Source organism: Leptospira perdikensis (assembly GCF_004769575.1).
GTDB lineage: Bacteria > Spirochaetota > Leptospiria > Leptospirales > Leptospiraceae > Leptospira_A > Leptospira_A perdikensis.
The window spans coordinates 70,938-92,119 of record NZ_RQGA01000002.1 but is presented as its reverse complement, the minus strand read 5'-3'; the positions used below and the strand labels follow the sequence as shown (position 1 = coordinate 92,119).

Below are 21,182 nucleotides of genomic sequence, written 5' to 3'. Positions count from 1 at the left end.
ACCTCCTCCCCCGCCGCCACCGCCTCCTGTTCCTCCAGAAGAACCCGCGGAATATGTAAGCCCAATGAAGGGAAATTTATCTGGCGAATTTCTAAAAAGCATTCAGGTTACCGCCAAACAAAGAAAGGCGATTCAGGAAAATACCAACCTTTGGTTTGCTGATAGGTTTCGCGTTGGTTTTAGCATTCGACCGAAGGCCGATTCACAGTACAATACAGACTTTGATCGCTCAACTCCTGATAACAGAAATACAGTCAGCAACCAAACTCAGTTTTATCTGATTGGAGATTTATCACCGAACATTGCTTTCAAACTTTCTTTTCAAGATGTAAGACTTTGGGGAGGAGAAATTGTCAATGGATCTGCCGACCAAAAATTAGCAGTTATTCCGAACTCAGGAATTTTAGTGGATACCTCTAAACAAAAAGAAGTAGCACTCAATAATTATACCGGGTTTCGAGAAGCCTTTTTAGATTTAAAAACAACCAACCAAATGTTCCGTTTAAGAACTGGTCGCCAAATTTTAGACTTTGGTGACGGAAGGATCGTTGGATCGAGAAACGATAGTTTGAATGGAAACTCCTTTGATGCGGTACGAACTACGATTACAGTACAAAAACAAACTTTAGATTTTTTCGGTGCCGTAATTGGATCTGAAAATAATGCCAATAGTATGGTTTCCAATAATTCCACTCGGCTTGGGGGAACCGGGAATGCCTCTTATTACGGTGCCCATTACGGATTCAAACCTTGGGAATGGTTAGGAATCGAAGTTTATAACTTCACTCTATATAAACAAAAACAAAAAGCCACAAATACAACCGCCAATTATGGATCCGATATCTACTACAGAGGTCCAGACCAACTCAATACCTCAGGTTTCCGTCTAACAAACCGTACAAAAGGGAATATGATCGCTAGTGAAACGGGTATCGACTGGATGGTGGAAGCTGCTTGGCAAACGGGATTTACTGGCGAACGTGTTTCACCAGATTGGTTAAACAAAACGGGGACCTACACTACGGATAAAAAAACAGGGGAAGCTCCTCCCTTATCCGATGTTGTCCGTTATAAAGCAAACATCGTTGCCGTTCAATTGGGATATACCCCTGTAAAAGAATTTCGAATTGGCGTACAATATGTTCAAGCATCTGGAGATCCCAATCGAAATGATGGAAGTGTAGCCACTTACAATCCACTCTTTGCTACAAGACGAATGGCAGGAGGAGGCCTCCCTTTTGCTGGGAACGGTAACTCTGGGATGGTTTTTTGGCAAAACATTAAAGATTATTCTGTTCACATCAAATATGAATCCGCGAAATGGGGGACATTTATTTTAAATCCTCACTGGTATTACAAAGTAAAACTCCAAGATGGTTACTATGATAACAATAGCTATGTGGCAGGAAGTAAAGCGACGGGAGAAACAGCTTCAACGGAAGATTATTTTAATACAGAGGCTTACAACCAGAACCGTCCAAAACTAGGAAAACATGTGGCAACAGAAATCAACTTTATCTATATTGTCACTCCATTTGAAAATGTTTCGTTCTGGTTTGGGGCAAGTTCTCTTTATGCAGGAGATGCAATCCGGAATCAAAAAAACAATCCTTATGAAACAGATCCTTACCACAGATACGATTTCAAACCAAACTCTAGTTATTTCACAATCCAGAGTGTATTCGCGATTTAAAACAAAAACACTCACCCTCTACAATCTAAATACTGTTAGTTTGCAAAAACTAACAGTAAAATATAAAATCTGGCATTCTAGTGATACCGAAAAGAAAAAACACCAAGGATCAAACTCCAAGGGAAAAATAGATTTTACTGATGGTCCAATCCATCTAAAATCAAATCTAAACCAAATTCAAAATCATGTAACCCATTATATTTACCAGAAATCACTTCTTTTGTGAGATTAGTTAAATAGGTAAAAGGACTCCTCTCCAATAGAGGCAAAAACCCTTCTGCTTTTTTCGCATACTCCTTTGGGTCGATAGGAAAATTCAATTCTTGTAATATAAAACCATAAGTATGACTATCAATCGTATTGATAATGTGATCGGCTGTTTGTAAAGAAAAACCTGCAGAGTGAAGGCAACCCAATGTGGCATCAAAGTAGGTCAACATGGCTACCCCTACATTCATTCGGGAAACAACAAGAAAAGTGGCCCAGGGATGCCGAATTAAAACTTCACGAGCAGACTTAGCTCTCTTCTTCATTTCTTTTTTCCAATCACCACCTATTCTCGGTAATGCGATCTTTGAAATTACAAGATCAACAATTCCATCCAGAACTTCATCTTTATTTTTCACATGATTGTATAAAGACATAGCCTCAACACCCAAACTAGATGCCAAATGGCGCATAGACAATTCTTCCAGCCCAAACTCGTCGGCAAGGCGAATGGCAGATTCTAAAACGAGTTCTTTAGATAGGGTCTGTCTTTTTTTGAGCTTTTTGGAGAGTTTTACAGAAGTTAACTTGGGTTTCTTTTTTTGAGGCACGTCCTCTCCTTTTTAGATTTTCTATCACAAATTTGGTGTTATTTCTATTGTTTTATCCACAATCCGGGTAGAAATATATTTCCTTGACAAACTTACAGCGTAAGTATAAATAGTGAATTCAGGAGAGTTCCCCATTGAAAGTCATCACTGCAAGAAAGTACGGAAACCCAGAAGTATTTCAATCTGAAGAATGGGAAACCCCTTCCCCAAAAAAGAATGAAATCCGTATCAAAAATCACAATTCCGCAGTCAATTCCGCCGATTGGCGGCTTCGCAAACCAGATCCGAAACTAGTTCGCTTGTTTTTTGGGCTTACCAAACCAAGACAACCCATCCTCGGGACTTCTATTTCCGGCGTGGTAGATGCTGTTGGTCTAGACGTAACCAGGTTTAAAATAGGAGACAAAGTGTTCGGATCGATGGGCATGCGGCTAGGAGCATATGCCGAATCGATATGTATCCAAGAATCTTCTGTCATCACAATCCTTCCAAAAGAAATTTCTTTTTCCGAAGGTGCAGCCCTACCGTTCGGAAGTTTAACCGCCATTGACTTCCTACAGAAATGTAAACTTCAAAAAGATCAAACAATCATTGTTTATGGAGCTTCCAGTTCCGTGGGAACTTCAGCCATCCAATTGGCAAAACATTTTGGCGCAATCGTTACAGCAGTTTGTAGTAATGGGAATTTTGAATTGGTCAAATCCATCGGCGCAGATTTTGTTATGGATTATTCTGAATTTCATTCAGAGAATCATAAAAAAAAATATGACGTTGTATTTGAGTGTGTCGGAAAATCATCCATCTCATCCAATCTACGTTGTCTACTACCTGGTGGTGTTTTAGTTTTAGTCGGTGCATCCTTCAAAGATATGTTTCAAGCAGTTTGGATTTCTTTAACAAAACGAATCAATATTAAATTTGGACCCATAGCAGAGACTTTGGAAAACTTAAATTTCTTAACAGAACTTACAAAAAATGGAAAATTCAAAGTGGTGATCGACCAGTCTTTTCCACTAGAAGCAATGACAAAGGCGCATCAATACGTAGAAGCCGGCCATAAAAAAGGAAATGTGGTGATCGATATTTGTAAATAATAATTAGATAGATTCTATCCGATTCAAAAACTACCACAGGTTTTTGTGGTAGTTTTTCCCAGTAGGATTAGTTGAATTTGATTTGAGTTTTTTGATTTTGTTTTAAAGTTTCTGCAAATGTAAGATCATTGTAAGAACGATCAACTTTACAAACTTTTACATTGGCTGCTGTGGAACAAGATGCTGTTCCAGAAATTTTACAACCTTTTGCTTCACATGCTTTTCTATCTTTCCCGCGGCACTGCTCACAACCATTGGAGCTACCACTACCACATAGAAAACAATCTTCCGCAACTAACGCAGTTGATCCCAGAACTGTCATTAGCATAAAACTAATCGTGACCAATGTTCTCATATTCTCTCCTTACTTTCTGTTTCACAAACAGAAAGAGGAATGAAGTTTAACTACATGCAATTAATTGACAAATCAATTTTTCTATTTTGGTATGGGGGGAAGGACATAAAACAAAATAGCAAAAAAATGACAGAGACTTCCCGAGAGAACAAATAAATGCCAGATCGCATGGTTAAAAGGCAAACGGTCCCAAAGATAAAAAATAACACCTACCGTATAACTGAGACCTCCTGCCACGAGCCAAGAAATCCCACCCATACCAATGGCTGTTCGAATGTCTTTGACAACAAAAATGGCAAGCCAACCCATAAGAATATAAACCACAACCCGGGCACCACTGTATTTTCCAGGAAATAGTAACAATAACAGAACCCCGGTAAAAGCTAAAACCCAAATGACAAGAAACAATGTCCATCCCCATTCGGAATGTTCACGCAAACTAACAAGAGTAAACGGAGTATACGTACCAGCAATCAACAAATAAATGGAAGCATGATCTATCACTTTAAAGATCCGTTTTGTAGCTGTATGGTAAATACCATGATATAAAGTTGATGCAAGATACAAAATGATGAGAGTGGCTCCATAAATAGCCGAACTAACCACATGCCAAATATTTCCGTACAAAACCGCCATCGTAAGTAGAAGGGAAAGTCCCGCAATGCTCAAACCCCCGCCAATTCCATGTGTAACGGCATTGGCAATTTCATGACCAATCGAATATTCATGAATGGAATCGATAAGTTCAGTGACCGTATGATTTGGTTTTGAGTCTGAGAAAATAACGGACTCGTGAACACTAATTTGTTGAACTTTCTTTTGTTTGGAGACTGTAGTTCGTTTCTTTGATTTTTTTTTGGCTTGTGTTGATTTTTTTCGAGGTTGGGATTTAGACTTTTTCGCTTTCATTGGATGATTCTCCATAAGAAAAGAACAATCCATTCATAACGTCAATCGAAAGAAATCTTAAGATTGACGTTAATCACCGAGAGAACAATTTATAAAGAATCAACTTATCCTCTTCTGTTCTTATTTGAGGTTCACATATGCAAACCAGGTCCAATCTCTCTCCTTGGTGGCAAAAACCATTGAATGATACATTAATTTCATTAGGTGTAGGAAACTATGGTTTAAATGCAGATGAGGTAACCTCAAAACTAAAACAATTCGGTGAAAATGTTTTTGTAGACCGCAAAACAAAACCTATATGGCAAAAACTATTAGCTCGATTTAGAAATCCTCTAATTCTACTTCTATTATTTGCTAGTGCTGTTTCTGCGTTTATGGGAGAATTTTCTAATTTCATCATCATTGCCATTTTAGTTTTTTTTAGTATTCTTCTAGATTTTATCCAGGAACACAAAGCGGGGAAAGCGGCAGACAGTTTGCGCCATTCTGTTTCCGTCCATACAACAGTTGTTCGCGGTGGAAGACCAACGGACATTCCTGTTTCCAAAATAGTTCCAGGAGACCTAGTATTACTTTCTGCAGGTGATTTAGTTCCTGCCGACGGACGGGTGTTAGAGGCAAAAGATTTTTTTGTCAAACAAGCTTTACTTACTGGCGAAACATATCCTGTGGAAAAACATCCAGGAGAACTGGGTCCAATATCGAATGATATCACGGATGCATCAAACGCCGTTTTTATGGGAACCTCTGTGATTAGCGGAAGTGCCAAAATCCTAATTGTGAATACAGGTTTGGATACTGCGATGGGAGCCATTGCAGAAAACCTAACCGTCACACCACCACCTAATTCCTTTGAACTCGGTACGGAAAAGTTTGGAATTCTCATCATGAGGATGACCATTCTTCTTGTACTTTTTGTTTTATTGGTCAATGCAATTTTGCACAAACCTTGGCTTGACTCTTTTTTGTTTGCAGTGGCTTTAGCAGTTGGTTTGACACCGGAGTTACTGCCGATGGTAACTTCCATCACACTTTCCCGTGGTGCCATTATGATGGCAAAAAAGAAGGTTATCGTAAAACAACTTTCTTCCATCCAGAATCTTGGATCAATGGATACACTTTGTACGGATAAAACAGGAACTCTGACAGAATCAAAAATTAAACTAGAGAAACATGTAAACATTCATGGAGAATCGGATACGCGTGTATTAGAGTTGGCTTTCCTAAACAGTTATTTTGAAACTGGATTAAAGAGTCCATTGGATGAGGCCATTTTAGAACATAAAGAGGTTCAAACAGATCGTTGGACAAAAATTGATGAAGTGCCATTTGATTTCGAGCGGCGGAGGGTTTCTGTTTTATTAGATCATTTAGATAAAAACAACAGAGAGCTTGTGGTAAAAGGTGCCCCAGAAGAAATCATTCGACTCTGCACTCACTATGAAACAGAACAAGAAACGATTGAACCCATAAACTCGATTGTTTTAGAAAAAATTCGTTCCGTTTACACTTCCTTAGAAAAAGAAGGATACCGAGTATTAGGAATCGCCTGGAGAGAAGAAACAAAAGAACACAAACATGCAGTAGTCAGTGATGAAACAGAACTAACACTTTCTGGATTTGCCGCTTTTTTAGACCCACCGAAAGAAAGTGCAAAGACCGCCTTATCTGCATTAAATGAAATTGGAGTTTCTGTAAAGGTCATTACTGGTGATAGTGAACTTGTAACTTTACATGTATGTTCTGAATTAAAAATGCCAGTCCAGGGAGTTCTCACAGGCAAAGAACTGGACCAAATGGATGATTCGGCATTGAAGTTTCATATAGAAACCACCAATCTATTTTGCCGGATGAATCCATCGCAAAAAAACAGAATCATTTTAGCACTAAAAGAAAAAGGTCATGTGGTTGGGTATTTGGGGGATGGTGTCAACGATGCACCGTCCTTGCACTCTGCCGATGTAGGATTGTCTGTGGATTCCGCAGTGGATGTGGCCAAAGAGGCCGCGGATATGATTTTATTAGATCATGATTTACATGTATTGTATGAAGGAGTGATGGAAGGCAGGCGAACTTTTGGGAATATCATGAAATACATCATGATGGGAACAAGTTCCAATTTTGGGAATATGTTCAGTATGGCAGGAGCCGCTTTGTTTTTACCATTCCTTCCCATGTTACCCACACAAATCCTTCTCAACAATCTTTTATACGATATTTCGGAAATACCCATTCCCTTAGATGAAGTAGATAAAGAAGAACTAAAATTCCCAAGAATCATGGACATTGGTTTCATTCGAAACTTTATGTTAACAATAGGACCAATCAGTTCTGCTTTTGATTTTTTGACCTTCTATGTAATGTTAACTCTTTTACATGCAAACGAAACTTTATTCCAAACGGGTTGGTTTGTGGAATCGCTTTGTACCCAAGTTCTTGTGATCTTTATCATTAGAACACGTGGTAATCCAATCAAAAGTAGACCAAACCGAATCCTTGCAATGGTATCATTCAGTATCGCGGCGATTGGTGCTTTGTTACCATTCACATCCATCGGATCTTATTTTGGACTGATTCCCCCGCCATTGGAGTTTTATGCGATATTGGCTTCAATGGTTGTGATTTATTTGATTGTGGTGGAATCGGTGAAACGAATGTTTTATCACTTTCAATTTAGAAAATAAAATTCCAAGCGCCAGGGATCGTAGTGGAAATCCTTTGCACGGATGTGCAAAGATTGGAGCGGAGAGCCCGGTCGGATCACAATCAATTGATTGGATTGAATCCAGTCCGAGGCGCCCACACCAACATGGATGTTATTCGGAAGGTTTAGACTTTTTTTCGTCTTTTTTCTTTTTGGTTTCTTTGACTTTGTCTTTCATTTCTTCTTTTTTTTCATCCCGTTTTTCTTTCCTTGCCGATTTCATTTCTTCTAAAGTCACAGATCCATCTGCGTCTTTATCAAGTTCGGTGAAAAATCCCTCATGAGATTTTTGCCATTCTTCTTTGGAAATTTTGTTATCACCATTCGTGTCCATTTTTTTAAAATGATCACCTGCCATTCCATTTTTTCCGTGACCTTCTTTGTCATGAGCAACAAGGGGTGCGAAGGAAAGAAAGGTTATACCTGTCAATAGGGTTAGAATTTTTTTCATAGAAAAACCTCAGCAGTAGTTTTGGGTAAATTTTTTTCCGAGTCAACACCTTAGTTAGAAATTTATTGATTTCCTATTTTTTATATTGATTCTAGTTTCTTATTTCCGAAACGATTCTTGTTCGTTTATCGTTATGAATCAGGAATGGATGGGTAATTCAATTGAAACAAACGAAACACTTTCTAACGATTGGCCTTTTTATTTTTTGTTGGATTCATTCGACTCTAGATTCGAATCCCAACTCTACCACTGATTGCCCAAAACCCATTGCCGATGTCGACTGGCAAATTGCGGAGTCCATCGATTCAGAATTTGAGAAACAAAAGTTTTGTGAATTAGTCAAAGAGGCCACAGACGCAGAAAGCGAAATACATTCGTTTGTGATAGAACGTCATGGAAAATTAATCACAGAAATATATAATACAAAAAAAGACAAACCATTTAACAAACGCTATGGACTAAGACTCCCCTTTGATGGGGAAACAAAGTTTGATATAAACACTTTACACGATGTTCGTTCCGTAAGTAAGTCGGTGGTTTCTTTACTTTTTGGAATTGCCATTCACAAAAAAATTATCGGGGATCTGAATGCATCTGTTCTTTCTGACTACTCCGAACTTTCTATTCCAAAAGAAGACCCCAGGCATAAAATTACTTGGGAAAACCTTCTAACTATGAGTAGTGGGTTAGATTGGGAAGAATGGCGGTATGGATTTTTATTCAGCGATGAAACAAGGCTTCTTTGGAAAAAGGATATAACAAAATTTGTTTTTGATAGAGAGATTCTTTTTCCACCAGGAACCAAATTCAATTACAACGGCGGAGGCACATCAGTACTTTCCGATATACTAATCAAAAAAACTGGCAAACCATTAAAAAATTTGGCCAAGGAATGGTTATTTGACCCACTAGAGATTCAAAATTTTGAATGGGTGGAAGATCAAAATGGAAGAGCACTAGCCCATGCCGGTCTCCGATTAAAACCGAGAGATATGTTAAAAATAGGTAGGTTTGTATTAAATGGAGGAAAATGGAAAGGCAAACAAGTTGTTCCAAAACAGTGGTTAGTTGATTCTTTACAATACCATATAGATTCAGAAGTAAAGATTTTTAGAAAAAACGAAACAACCCTCGGTTATGGTTACCACTGGTGGCTCGGGGAAACTGTTTTACCAAATAAAAAAATTCCTTGGTCCCTTGCCTTGGGAAATGGTGGGCAACTCATCTTTCTGATTCCTAGCTTGGATATGGTAATCGTTACAACGGCCGGAGGTTATGGAAATCCCAAGGTGATCCAAGACATTCTGGAATTCGTAGACAAAATCATATCTACCGCTAAGTGAAAATTTTTGGGTCGATCAAAGCTATTATACCTTTCGATAAACAAAAAATGGCCAGACTCCCTCAAAGACTCTGACCATTTCATTTCTTCTTTGGATTTTATCTATTGAAACGTAGACAAAGGAACCATAACGATACTTTCTTTATCCGAAATTTTGAATTCGATACAAAGAAGATTGAGCAATGGCTGCACTATCGATCACAAAGGCTCGGCTATCTTTTTCCCAAGAAACTTTTGCATTTGAGTCTGTGATTTTTGGAATCGATTTTTCGTATAACAAACTACAGAGGTAACGAGCCATTTGGATCATTAAGTTTTCTGCAACGGTTTCTTTTCGAACCTCTTCTTCAATCCCTCGCATGACTCGAATGGATTCTTCCAATACTCTCTCTTGTTCCAATAAAAAAGAGGATGGTGATGGAATCTCAGCCTTTAGGGAACTCAAGTACTTTCTAAAATTTCCATCTCCTGCCATACCCGCAAGGATTGCCCCTGTAGCAATGCGAACATGGATTTGACTTGTCCCTTCATAGATGGTATTGATACGAGAATCACGAAACATTCGTGAAATATCATAATCTTCTGTGTACCCTGCCCCACCAAACACCTGCACTGCGAGATTTGTACATTTATGTCCTTCTTCAGAACTATAATACTTTGCAATGGGAGTGAGAGTGGAGGCAAGAGTAGACCAATACTTTACTTTTGTATCTTTTCGGATTTCCCGATCATCCTTTCCTGCTTTTTCCATTCGAATTTGGTGGTGTTGGTACATATCAATCACTCGAGCGGTTTCTAAAGTAAGAAGTCGCATAGCATTGGTTTCACGTTTGATTTTATGAACCATTTCTGCTACTGCCGGAATCTCACCAATGGCTTTTCCAAATTGTTTTCTTTCATTGGCATACTTTACACATTCATAATAAGCAGCAGCTCCCCCACCACATCCACCGGAAGCACTGACAAGACGCATAAAATTTGTCATACCGGCTGTATAACGAGTGAGGCCAAGACCTTCTTCGCCTAAAATTTCGCCGTAAGTGTTTTCATAAACAATCTCACAAGTAGGAGAAGCATGAATTCCCATTTTTTTCTCGATACCAGCTACAAAAACATCTTCACTTTTTACAATGAATACAGAGAGTCCTCTGGCTCCACCCTCTGATTTTCCGGTGCGTGCCAAAGTGAGAAGAAGAGCAGGATGATCACCCAAACCACAACCTTGTGAGATAAACCGTTTGGTTCCTGTTAAACGGTAACTTCCATCTTCTTGTTTGACTGCATAAGTTCTGACATTATTAAGATCCGAACCGTAATCAGGTTCAGTGAGAGACATAGCAAACAAACATTCACCAGTCGCAGCCTTTGTGGCATAGGTTTCCACTTGTTCGGGAGTTCCAAACCGGTCTACAATTTGTGCTAAGTTGAGTAAGGTGGTTGTCATACAAAATGCAACATCGGCTCTTGCCATAAGCATGGCATAAAGGGCACCTACCGTTGCAGGGAAAGCAAGCCCACCTGCTTCCCTAGAAAGAGAATACGCCATAAGGCCGGTGTTACGAAATTTTTCGTAGATCTCAACGGTTTCTTTTGGAAAAATCACCTTTCCATTAGAATACTTTAATTCATTACGATCCATAGTTTGGGATTTTTGGGAAACATCGTTTCCGAAAAAATCTCCCATCGCATCCAAACTGGATGTGTATAATTCGATGGCTTCTTCTTTTGTGGAAGGGGCCATTTCATATCGAGGATTATTTGTTTTTACAAATGTTTGGTGGTCAAAAAAACCTTCGCCTTCGGTTTCCTTAATGATGGAATCCCAATCAAGAAGTTGGTTAAAAATTATCTGTAAGTCTTCGTCTTCTGAAAAATAGTTATTTGCGATCATATTTATCTCCTAATGAATGCTATGTGCTGCTTCTAAACCTTCTAAAAATGCTCTTTTGGCATCAATATTCCTTGGATCTTTCGCCCCACCAATCACGATGGTTTGTTTGTTTGGGTATTTGGTTTGGAATTCTTCTAGAACGGAAGGTTCCTTTTCCTGACCAACACACAAAACAAGAGAATCACAAGGATACAAAAATTCTTCTCCGTTTTTTAGTTCTACTTTTAATCCCTCTTTTGTTACTTCTTTGTAAGTAAGTCCATGATAGAACTCAACTCCCACAGACTCTAACTCTTGTTTGAGTGCCCAAAACGTTGTAGGCCCAAGACCCGCTCCATGTTTTCCATTCCTACGAAACACGGCAACATCTCGGTGTGCTTTTTCTTTTTGAACCACAGCATTGGTAAAGGAACTGATATTGTATTTTTTATCATAGGAGTTTAAAGTAGGATCTTCTTCTTCCGTCAATCTATGTGCTACGTCCACACCAATCCCTCCTCCCCCAATCACTGCCACTCGTTTTCCAGGTTTGAATTTTCCTGTGAGATAATCAGTATAATTTCCCGAAGGAAGATTTTCTAGCCCTTTTAATGAAAACTCACGCGGTTTCACACCGCTTGCAAAAATGGTAACATCTGGATTTTCTGTTTCTAACAATGTTAAGGTTGCCGTGGTATTCAAACGGATCTCAACACCAAGGGCCGGAAGTTCGTTGGAAAAATAACGAATGGTTTCTTTAAACTCTGACTTACCTGGGATGTTGGATGCCAATTGGAATTGGCCACCAAGTACATTTGCTTTTTCCAACAGAGTGACTTTATGCCCAAGGCTCGCACTCGCACGCGCGGCTTCAAGTCCCGCAGGTCCCGTTCCAATCACGAGAACTTTTTTTGGATCCTTTGTTTTTGATTTTGTAAATTCCAATTCATGTACCGCTTCTGGATTCACAATACAAGATACAAACTTTTCTTGGAAGGCATGATCAAGACAAGCTTGGTTACAAGCCACACAAGTGTTGATTCGGTTCGACATTCCCTCTTGGAATTTTTTGACAATGGATGCGTCTGCAAGGAATGGCCTTGCCATTGAAATGATATCGGCTCTGTTTTCATCAAAAACTTTTTGCATCGTGATAGGATCGTTCACTCGGTTAGAAGCAATGATCGGAACACCTGGTGTGTTCTCTTTGATACGACTGGCAATAGGGATCCAGGCCCCTCTGGGAACTAATTGGCTAATAGTCGGGATTCTTGATTCATGCCAACCAATCCCAATATTTAAAGCCGATACTTTTTCATCTCGCAAAACTTGTGCTAATCGAATCACTTCTTCAAAACTTGGGTTTCCTGGGATCAGATCAATTCCTGACATACGAAAGATCACAGGAAAACCTTCGGGAAGTTGTTTTTTAACGGCTCGAAGCACCTCAATGGATAAGTTCATCCTCCGTTCTGCATCCCCACCAAAATAATCATCTCTATGGTTTGTCACAGGAGAGAAAAATTGATTTAAAAGATAACCTTCACTCCCCATAATTTCTACAGCTCCAAACCCAGATTCTTTTGCGAGTTTTGCAGCCAGTCCGAAGTCTTCGATGGTTTTCCAACATTCATCTTCCGTAAGAGCTTTTGGCACATAACGATTGATTGGTGCACGAACTGCGGATGGAGCCACACAATTTCTATCAGCAGCATACCGACCTGCATGAAATAGTTGGGCACACATTGTCCCTTTGCCGAGAAGCAGTTCGTTCATACGTTTTAATTCACTGGCATGTTCTGGATTTTGGATGTTAAAAAATGTCCGAGAACCTTTTCCCTCTTCATTCACACTGATCCCACCGGTAACAATGAGGGAAACTCCACCTTCGAACCGTTTGCCATAAAAAGCGGCCATCCTTTCGGCAGTTCCGGTTTCTCCTTCCACACCGAGGTGCATGGATCCCATAATAAAACGATTGGGGAGAGTTAAGTTTCCAATGGAAATAGGTGAAAATGCTGTATTCATACTCGTAAAATATCCTTAGATCTGAATAATTTACCATTGGTAATATATTTAAAAATAACGACAAGCCGTAAATTTACCACCGGTAATTAACACTAGTCATGAATAGAGTCTGCAGTAGAATTGGGGAAATGGCGGTTTCGAAAAAAAAAATTAGTCCCAAAAAACCAAAAGCTGCGGGTCGACCCTCCAAAGAAAATGGAATGAATGTCCGTGAGGCTCTCATCCAGGCAGGGGTAGAACTACTCGAGAATACTTCTTTGGAAGATATTTCGCTTCGTAAAGTGGCGGCAAAAGCAGGAGTGAGTCATGTCGCCAGTTACCATCATTTTGAAAACAAAAATGCTCTCTTTTCTGCGATTGCCGAAATTGGGTTCCAAAAGTATTTCGAAACTTATCAAAAAGAATTAGAAAAAACAGACCAAGACTTTAAAGGAAGATACCGGGCCCTAGGATGGACTTATTTTCAATTCATCATGGCCAACAGACAGTTCGCAAGGATTATGTTTGGTGGGATGGGTGTGGATCTGAAAAACCATCCTACACTTTCTGGTGTATCAAGAAGGACCTATCGACAGTTACACGAAATCATTCGAATGGGCCAAAGACTCGGGTTTTTGGAACCAGGAAAAACAAGAGAAAAAACTTTGGCTTCTTGGGCCATGATCCACGGGATTGCAATGTTGTTTTTAGAAGGCAGGTTGCAGATGAAAAACGATCCAAAGGAGATGGAAAATTTCATCCAAACGGTCACAGAGTACGCATATATCGGAATGAAATAAATCACTTCGATTTTGTGTAAAAAACTAAGGAAATTTATTGCTTTATTGTCAAAAACAGATCTCCTAATTAACTTTAGATCTGTTATGCGAAAATATAGAAAATTTCCTAAAACGAACCTAAGTTTTATTTTTTTACTTATTTTTTTCCAATTCCACTGTTTATTAAATCCTATCGTTCGGGAACTTTTGGATTTAGACCTTAATAAAAAAAATGACAATCTTTTCCAACTTGGTATCCTCCTCGCTTTGTATGGAGGCCCTTCCCCTACCATCACTCCGTCCGTCGGATTTGTCATTCTCACCAACACAAAAATCCGCGTAGTATTCAATCGAAGTATGAATCCGACCTCTCTCTCTGCAATTCTCGGAACTCCACTCGACCAAACATGGTCAGATACTTTCGCGGCCAATGACACTGTAGTTCTTTCCGGTTCCATCCCCGTGGGAACAAATACTTTCCAGTTGGACGGAACGGATGCATCTGGTTTTCGTATGACAACCGTTACAGGAACTTACACTGTCCTTGCTGCTAATACAAATTTATACTATGTCAGTCCCTCTGGAAATAATGGAAATTCAGGAACCACACCAGGAACTGCCAAACTCACCATTCCCTCTGCCATAGTAGGAGCTACACCACCCGCAGCCATTTTGGTCTCAGAAGGAAACTATCTAGTGGACAGTGGACTCGGAACTCAAGTCAATATGACAAATAATGTTTCCGTTTATGGCGGATTTAGTTCTGATTTTTTAAATCGTAATTCCAATTTATACATCGCAAGAATTGTTGATACGGCAACGGCAAACACCGATACCATAACAATCAATGCCGGTGCAGGAATCACATCCTCTACTGTTGTGGATGGATTTACAGTTCGAGGGGCATCGAACCCCAATGCGCCGAATGCATCCATTGCATTCAATTGTTTATCAAGCTCTCCGACAATCACAAACAACCGATTCGAAGGTGGTGTTGTGAGTAATGCTATATCCGCAGCCATATATGTTTCGGCCTCTTCATCGTTGATTACAAACAACGTCATTTTAGGGGGGACTTCTGCGGTAGCTTCTACTTTCGGAATTTATATTGAAAACAATTCCTCTCCGAGTATTGTTTCTAATACCATCCATGGGGGTGACGCACCTGCAGCTTCTGCACATGCAATCTACAATGCTCCGCAAACAAATACTCCATCCATCATAGGGAATACTCTTTTGGGTGGAACGGGGTCGATTTCCTATGCCTTAAATACAAGCCCTCCATCAAACCCAACAGTGACGAACAATAGTATGGATGGAGGAGCTGGGATTACGAGTAGAGCACTTTATTTTCCAAGCGGTTCAGGGAACTTTGGCATTTACCAAAACAATATACTTTTTACTTCTGGTGGAACCAACCGGTATTGTGTGTATGAACAAGGAGGGACCAATCCTTTCATTTTCAATGGAAACCGTCTTACGGATTGCCCGACAGCTCTATACTTCGATGAAGGTACGACAATCATTAACAATATAGGAACTGTGAATGGTGGAACAGTGAATGGTTCCACCTATTCAGGAAATTACTGACAGTTTTCTACTTAGGTTTGCAGACTTCCGGTAGATAATTCTTTAAATAAGAGATCGTTGCTTTTTTAGCTTCCCCCACCATCCAAGGAGTGAAATCTCCATAAGTTCTGTAAGAATGTTTTAACAAAGAATCTGCAATGGAAAAGGCAACTCCAAAGATTTGGTCCGTATGTTCCAACTCTGGCAATTCAAACCGGTCCATCAGTCCCAGTTTTGCAAGGTTTGCCAGTTTTGCATCTAACTCTTGTCCTACTTGTCGCATTTCGGGATTACTCATTCGGTATCCATAAATCAAACGTGGAAAAGCAATTTCTTTGTTCGTCACTTCCACTGCCACATCAATGGACCGTTCGATGTATAACTCCCAACTAACAAAGGTTTCTCTTCTCAATAAAAGTGATTTTTCAATTAGGCTTTCTGAGTGTAATAATCGGATTCCATGAAAGATGGCTTCGACATTGGGAAAAAAATGGTAGGCGGAAGGCCTTGGGATTTTTGCCTCTTTGCAGATGTCGGCAAAACTAATCTCTTCGGGAGATTTTTCCCGGAGGAATTCCAGAGCAATTGTTAGTAATTGAGTGCGTCTATTTCGCCCTTGTTTGCTCGTAAACTTAAAAGGCCTAGAAGCGAGGTCAGGGGATAAGGATGCGTCGACCAATTTATCCATAGTACGAGCCTCCTAGGAAATGATACCTAGTCAATCCCGTTGCAAAGAAAATACCTGACCTTTTTACGGGCCAGGTGAGTGATTGTTCAGATATTACTGCACAGTGAAATTGTTTGTGACTCCTTGGTAGGCACTGATGGCACCCGTCCAACCACTCTTCCAGTGGCCACGGTGGCGGAGGCGGTAAGTCCCAGATGGGAAAGAACTTGTTTTCCAGGTAACCGTGATTTTGGAATTCGCCACTCCATCTCTTTGCCACCTGTAAGTAGTGGATGGATCATAATCCCTTGCGACCACAGTCCAAGTGGATCCATTTTGTTTTTCTACATCCACAAAACTACTTCCGATGAGCATATTGTTTTTTGGATGAGCGCCCCAGAACACAGCACTGACTGTGGCACCACTGCTATAGGAAGCGGAAGGTTGGGTTTGTACGTTTCCAAAACTTTTAAAAAGAGGGACATCATCAAAAACCACTCCTGTTTGAAAGGTAGCTTGGTTATTGGTTAGGTCCGCTGGTGTTGGGCCTGCAGGAGAGGCACTTCCATTTCGCAAAGCACTTGCTAGTTTTCCAAATTCTTGTTCGTACCCCAAAAGAGTATTGGGACCAAACTGTGTGGAGGCACCCTCATACTGTTGGGAAGAGTATTCTTCTCTTGTGGTCAAATAAGAAGTATAGGAATTGGAAAGTGCGGCAACCACCGTATATTCATTTTCCAAAACATTTTTCACTAGAGAACGAAGTCTTCGTCCTGCCATAGTAGACACTTCTGCCGGAATGGCAAGAATCGCTAAGTTACCAATTTTGATAATCTGCATAGGAATCACTGGAGGTGTCCAAGGATTCCCGTCGAAGCTAGCAACCCCTGTCGGAATGAGGACTGGTTTTTCGGCGTGGCAAAGTTTGTAAGCTTCACTTGTAGAGGCAGGCCAAAGAACACCGAGTGCCCCACCAAGGAAACTAGACTTAAACGCATCTGCTGAATTGGTATTCCAATCCAATGAATCAACCGTAGTTCCTTCATCAAAAAAATCCACTGAGACTGCATTGTCCTCCACACTTCCAGCAGAAAAAGATGCTCCCATACCGGCTTGGCAGGTTGTGGTTCCGACACTACTTACATACAGATTTGAAAAGTTAACAAAGGTGTGGCGAAAGTCAACAGAACCAGAAAGTTGAGTTGTGGCAGAAGAATAAAGAGACTGGGCTCGGTTTAATTGTTTTTCTGCAATGATGTTTTGTCTCGCATAATCATTCACACCATCCGCTGGGCCCCAAAGGTTAGGAGTGACATCTCCTGAATTTGTTTGCGCAAAAGCAGCCACAAAGGTTTGGTTTGCTGAATAATTAGTTCCTTTTGTTTTTTCAAAAAGATACGAAGCAAGACCCTTGTTATCACCACCGATGAGTTTGTTTGTCGGACCTACGTTTGTAGGGTGGACTGCAAACCAGTTCACAAGTCCTAGTTCTCGCCCATCGGCCGCAACTAGTTTCAAAAGAGTCATCGTTTGATCCACGTTTGAAGAATAATAACTTCTTTCTGCCGCCGGGTTTTTATCATAAGCTACAGCTGAACGGTTTTTACTCGCATCCGTTAAATTCCCTTGGTTGATATAAACATTTCCTGGAACTAAGTTTTGATGTGCGATTTTAATGGAACGATAAATTCCATCGACAATCACATCAAAGTTTTCTTTGATAAATCCTGATGTTGTGGCGTTGTATAAAAAATAATGAGAGTATCCACCAGGGCCACTATGTGTATGTGTTGCAGAAAGAAGAATATTCGCCTGATTGTAGTAAGGTGATAGTTCTGTATCCAGAGCAATTTTTTTACTCACTGCTTGTTTGATGGATTGGAAAATCATTCCTAAGTCAGCACTGACAAAAACCACTCGTTTCGATGCGTCTCCAATGATATAGGCTCTCGACCAAAGGCGCATATAAATCCCTTCCGTTTTTTGCGCTGACTCGGCAAACCCCATCATCCCTACTTCGGCAGCAGGTCCAGTGATATCATAAATCCCGGCACCCACAAGATACGGCGACGAACCAAGAGAAGGTGCTACCGCACGACTCACTCCGGAGGCACCGACTGAGTCCGAATTTGTGGCCTCAGACGTAGCCGAGCTCACAAGCCCAAGGATAGGGGATGGGGACGATTTTTCGTCAGAACAGGTCAAAACGAAAAAACAACAAACAATCGTTAAACCCAAGCGCACTTGGGAATCAATTTTGGAATTCATATACTCTCTCCGAATCTAAATTTCTAAATGAAATCGTTTTCGCATCTTTCCCTGGGTCTCAAGGACTGAATTCAGGCCAAACTCGGTTCCTGAGTCTAAATGATGTTAAAAATATGGCAACAAAAATAATCGACATTTGTCGGTTTTTATAGACCACCGTTCAGAAATTTGCTACAAAGGGCGAGAGAATACCGTAAATAAAGGGCAAAAAGGGGTGAAAGTTTCCCTTTCGACTTTCGATAGAAGGGAAAACTTACCGTAAAATCGAAAACCTTAGCGGGAGCTTCTTAGGATTTTTGCGATCCAAAATATAGGACAGCATATTTATGGAAATTTGATGGCAATTTTTTAATCGACAAATGTCGGCTAGTATGATGCAAGTGGGCAGAGTTCCATTCCCTAAGGATTGGAAAGAGAGGATCTATGAAATCAAAATGGAAAACCCAATCCGTTTTCTGGGCTGCGAGTACTGTCTTATTGTCTACCTTTGCCTGCGCTCCTACAAAAGAGGTAACGTCGGAAACCCTCGCCCTACTTTTACCAGGAAGTGCCAATATAGAAACAGATAGAGCAGGAACCAATCTTCCGACACGATCTATCTCGGTAACAAATTCCCTTCATAGTTTGGATTATTCCACTTCACAAAATGAAAGAGCGATTTTGATTTCAGAAAAAACAAACAACCAATTCACAGACCAAATCTTTGTGGATGGGCTCGGACGTGAAGTCAGTTTCCGAGGGTTTAATATCTCGGGAAATATGAAACTATCTCAACATGGATTTAAACCTTTTGCAAATGACTCAGATGCAGAGATTGCTTTTTCAAGACTTGGCAAAACAACTGGATCCAATATCATCCGTTTTACGATCGCCTGGGAAGGAGTCCATCCTGTCGTTGATACAATTGATTATCAATATTTAGACGCGGTCATCGCTCAAATGAAAAAAGCTACCGCCAAACGAATGTACATACTTTTAGATTACCACCAAGATTTATTTTCTCGCCATCTCTTTAACAAAAACTCATGGCATACAGGAAATGGTGCGCCGGCTTGGATCACAAAAGGAGGAAGTTATCCTGCTGAATACTGCGGAATCATTTGTGCCAGTTGGAGCCAAAACAATTTAACCAACGAAGCGGTAAGAAGAGGGTTTCGTAACTTTTGGAACAATTCTCCTCTTTCGACAACGCAAGGAACGAGGAATATGCAAACCGAATTCCTTTGGCAAATCGAAAAAACAACAGCTTACCTTCGAGAAAAATTAAGTGCAGAAGAATTTTCTTATGTACTCGGCCTTGATCCATTCAACGAACCTGTGGATGGGGGAATGGAAGGATTGACACCTGCACAATGGGACAATCAAAAACTTTGGCCTATGTACCAAAAAATACGAATCATTTTAAATCAAAATGGATGGGAAACTAAATGGGTATTTGCAGAACCACTTGTGTTCTGGAACACAAACATAGGTTCGGCGATTGCACCAGCTACCGGAGGAGGACATTTATTATCCCCACCTGGCCCTGGTTTTGTTTTTAACTCTCACTTTTATGATGCCGGCCGTATGGGAACCGATCTCACAGGAATCGACAATGCTACTTATTTTAAATACTTAGATGAAATCAGAAAGGAATCTAGGTTTTTAAAAATCCCTGTTTTCCTCAGTGAATTTGGTATGTGGTTAAAAGGAACTGGGGCAAAGGATACACCGAGAATGATCAATGCCGTTTACCAAGCCATGGAAGTATCAGATGGAAACCAAACTTCGAAATCAAGGTTTGCCGATTTTTACAATCCAATTGTTTCGGGAACACAATGGCATTGGGATTATTATTATAACAACCATGCTGAGTATATGAATGGAAATCCTTCTAAACTTATCACAACAAAGGATGCTTGGAATGAAGAAGACTTTTCTGTGATTGGAAATTATGGAACAAGTTTTAATTTAGACCAACGTGTGATCGGACGAGGTTATTTTCGAAAGGCCCAAGGCCGGGTGATGAGTAGCCATTACAATGCAGTTGGCTCAGATACTTGGAATAAAGTTTTCACTTGGACGGCCATCAAACCAGGAAATACAGAAACCAAATATTTTACGGATAAAAAATTCCAACTGGTCATTTGGAAAGGAAGGTTTTCTGATGCGCCCACAGAAGTATATCTTCCTTCTCATTTTGATTCCACAAAAGCAATTTTAATTTCCGAAAAAAGAATTTATAACCAAAGCATTCCGATAACACCAACCCAAGAGGCAAATGAAGCCATCATCATTCCGGATCGTAATCGAGAGACCGGTTCCGGAAATATTTTACATATCTGGGATGATTTGGATGTAGAGGAAAATCCAAATTCTTCATACCATTATGTTTTGGTTGTGGATGGAGGAGGAACATCCTATTCAACGCAGACTTTACAAGAGATCCAATCCAAACTCAACACTAGGATTCTATTGGAACAAAAAAGTCCCATTTATCTAACAGGGAAAATGACTTATAGTGGATACCCCACCGAACAGTAATTAGAGAATGTTTTAAAGAATAAACTAAAACCTGACTCAATCGCAAAGTTCTAATTTGATCTCACTAGGATTCATTTTTCCTAGTGAGATCTTTACACCAACCAAGCGAACTAATTTGCTAAAATTCTGAAGA

15 protein-coding genes are annotated in these 21,182 nt (G+C 40.1%); 7 read left to right on the top strand and 8 right to left on the bottom strand.

The features are described 5' to 3' along the window. A partial coding sequence (locus EHQ49_RS01290; protein ID WP_135575592.1) for an alginate export family protein occupies nt 1-1,693 on the top strand: 1,693 nt, incomplete at its 5' end. A 134-nt stretch (nt 1,694-1,827) separates the two neighbouring features. Here EHQ49_RS01290 and EHQ49_RS01285 read toward each other — a convergent pair. Beyond that, a complete protein-coding gene (locus EHQ49_RS01285; RefSeq protein ID WP_135575590.1) occupies nt 1,828-2,511 on the bottom strand; it encodes a TetR/AcrR family transcriptional regulator in 684 nt (227 codons plus the stop codon). A 134-nt stretch (nt 2,512-2,645) separates the two neighbouring features. Between EHQ49_RS01285 and EHQ49_RS01280 the strand changes: the two genes are divergently transcribed. Further along, nucleotides 2,646-3,605: an NAD(P)-dependent alcohol dehydrogenase gene (locus EHQ49_RS01280; protein WP_135575588.1), complete on the top strand. Its 960-nt coding sequence runs from the start codon at nt 2,646-2,648 to the stop codon at nt 3,603-3,605. A gap of 67 nt (nt 3,606-3,672) precedes the next feature. Here the strand turns inward: EHQ49_RS01280 and EHQ49_RS01275 are convergent, their stop codons facing one another. Continuing rightward, nucleotides 3,673-3,960, bottom strand: coding sequence for a hypothetical protein (locus EHQ49_RS01275; RefSeq protein ID WP_208732141.1), 288 nt, complete (start codon nt 3,958-3,960; stop codon nt 3,673-3,675). 81 nt (nt 3,961-4,041) lie between these two features. After that, on the bottom strand, nt 4,042-4,869 hold the full coding sequence (trhA, locus tag EHQ49_RS01270; protein ID WP_135575586.1) for a PAQR family membrane homeostasis protein TrhA: 828 nt from the start codon (nt 4,867-4,869) through the stop codon (nt 4,042-4,044). Between the two features lie 137 nt (nt 4,870-5,006). On the opposite strand from trhA, the gene mgtA reads away from it, so the two are divergent. Continuing rightward, on the top strand, nt 5,007-7,553 hold the full coding sequence (gene mgtA, locus EHQ49_RS01265; protein WP_135575584.1) for a magnesium-translocating P-type ATPase: 2,547 nt from the start codon (nt 5,007-5,009) through the stop codon (nt 7,551-7,553). A gap of 132 nt (nt 7,554-7,685) precedes the next feature. Here mgtA and EHQ49_RS01260 read toward each other — a convergent pair whose 3' ends face one another. Beyond that, complete coding sequence (locus EHQ49_RS01260) at nt 7,686-8,024, bottom strand: EF-hand domain-containing protein (protein WP_135575582.1); 339 nt, start codon at nt 8,022-8,024, stop codon at nt 7,686-7,688. A 161-nt stretch (nt 8,025-8,185) separates the two neighbouring features. Here EHQ49_RS01260 and EHQ49_RS01255 point away from each other — a divergent pair, with 161 nt between their 5' ends. Next, a complete protein-coding gene (locus EHQ49_RS01255; protein ID WP_135575580.1) occupies nt 8,186-9,367 on the top strand; it encodes a serine hydrolase domain-containing protein in 1,182 nt (393 codons plus the stop codon). 141 nt (nt 9,368-9,508) lie between these two features. On the opposite strand, the gene EHQ49_RS01250 is transcribed toward EHQ49_RS01255, so the two are convergent. Together EHQ49_RS01250 and EHQ49_RS01245 are read right to left on the bottom strand one after the other, a co-directional pair. Beyond that, nucleotides 9,509-11,257 (bottom strand): acyl-CoA dehydrogenase family protein, encoded by a 1,749-nt coding sequence (locus EHQ49_RS01250; protein ID WP_135575578.1) that lies wholly within the window; start codon nt 11,255-11,257, stop codon nt 9,509-9,511. A 9-nt stretch (nt 11,258-11,266) separates the two neighbouring features. Then, entirely contained in the window at nt 11,267-13,264 is a 1,998-nt protein-coding gene (locus tag EHQ49_RS01245) for an oxidoreductase (protein WP_135575576.1), read from the bottom strand. A gap of 128 nt (nt 13,265-13,392) precedes the next feature. Here EHQ49_RS01245 and EHQ49_RS01240 point away from each other — a divergent pair, with 128 nt between their 5' ends. After that, nucleotides 13,393-14,043 carry a TetR/AcrR family transcriptional regulator gene (locus tag EHQ49_RS01240; RefSeq protein WP_135575574.1) on the top strand — a complete coding sequence of 217 codons (651 nt, stop codon included), beginning with the start codon at nt 13,393-13,395 and terminating at the stop codon, nt 14,041-14,043. Between the two features lie 84 nt (nt 14,044-14,127). Further along, nucleotides 14,128-15,612 carry a hypothetical protein gene (locus tag EHQ49_RS01235; protein ID WP_135575572.1) on the top strand — a complete coding sequence of 495 codons (1,485 nt, stop codon included), beginning with the start codon at nt 14,128-14,130 and terminating at the stop codon, nt 15,610-15,612. Nucleotides 15,613-15,619: 7 nt separating this feature from the next. Here EHQ49_RS01235 and EHQ49_RS01230 read toward each other — a convergent pair whose 3' ends face one another. Both EHQ49_RS01230 and EHQ49_RS01225 read right to left on the bottom strand, forming a co-directional pair. Continuing rightward, nucleotides 15,620-16,279: a TetR/AcrR family transcriptional regulator gene (locus EHQ49_RS01230; protein ID WP_135575570.1), complete on the bottom strand. Its 660-nt coding sequence runs from the start codon at nt 16,277-16,279 to the stop codon at nt 15,620-15,622. 93 nt (nt 16,280-16,372) lie between these two features. Continuing rightward, on the bottom strand, nt 16,373-18,526 hold the full coding sequence (locus tag EHQ49_RS01225) for a neutral/alkaline ceramidase (protein WP_135575568.1): 2,154 nt from the start codon (nt 18,524-18,526) through the stop codon (nt 16,373-16,375). A 423-nt stretch (nt 18,527-18,949) separates the two neighbouring features. Here EHQ49_RS01225 and EHQ49_RS01220 point away from each other — a divergent pair, with 423 nt between their 5' ends. Further along, nucleotides 18,950-21,049, top strand: a complete 2,100-nt coding sequence (locus EHQ49_RS01220; RefSeq protein WP_135575566.1) for a cellulase family glycosylhydrolase — start codon at nt 18,950-18,952, stop codon at nt 21,047-21,049. Nucleotides 21,050-21,182 lie beyond the last annotated feature (133 nt).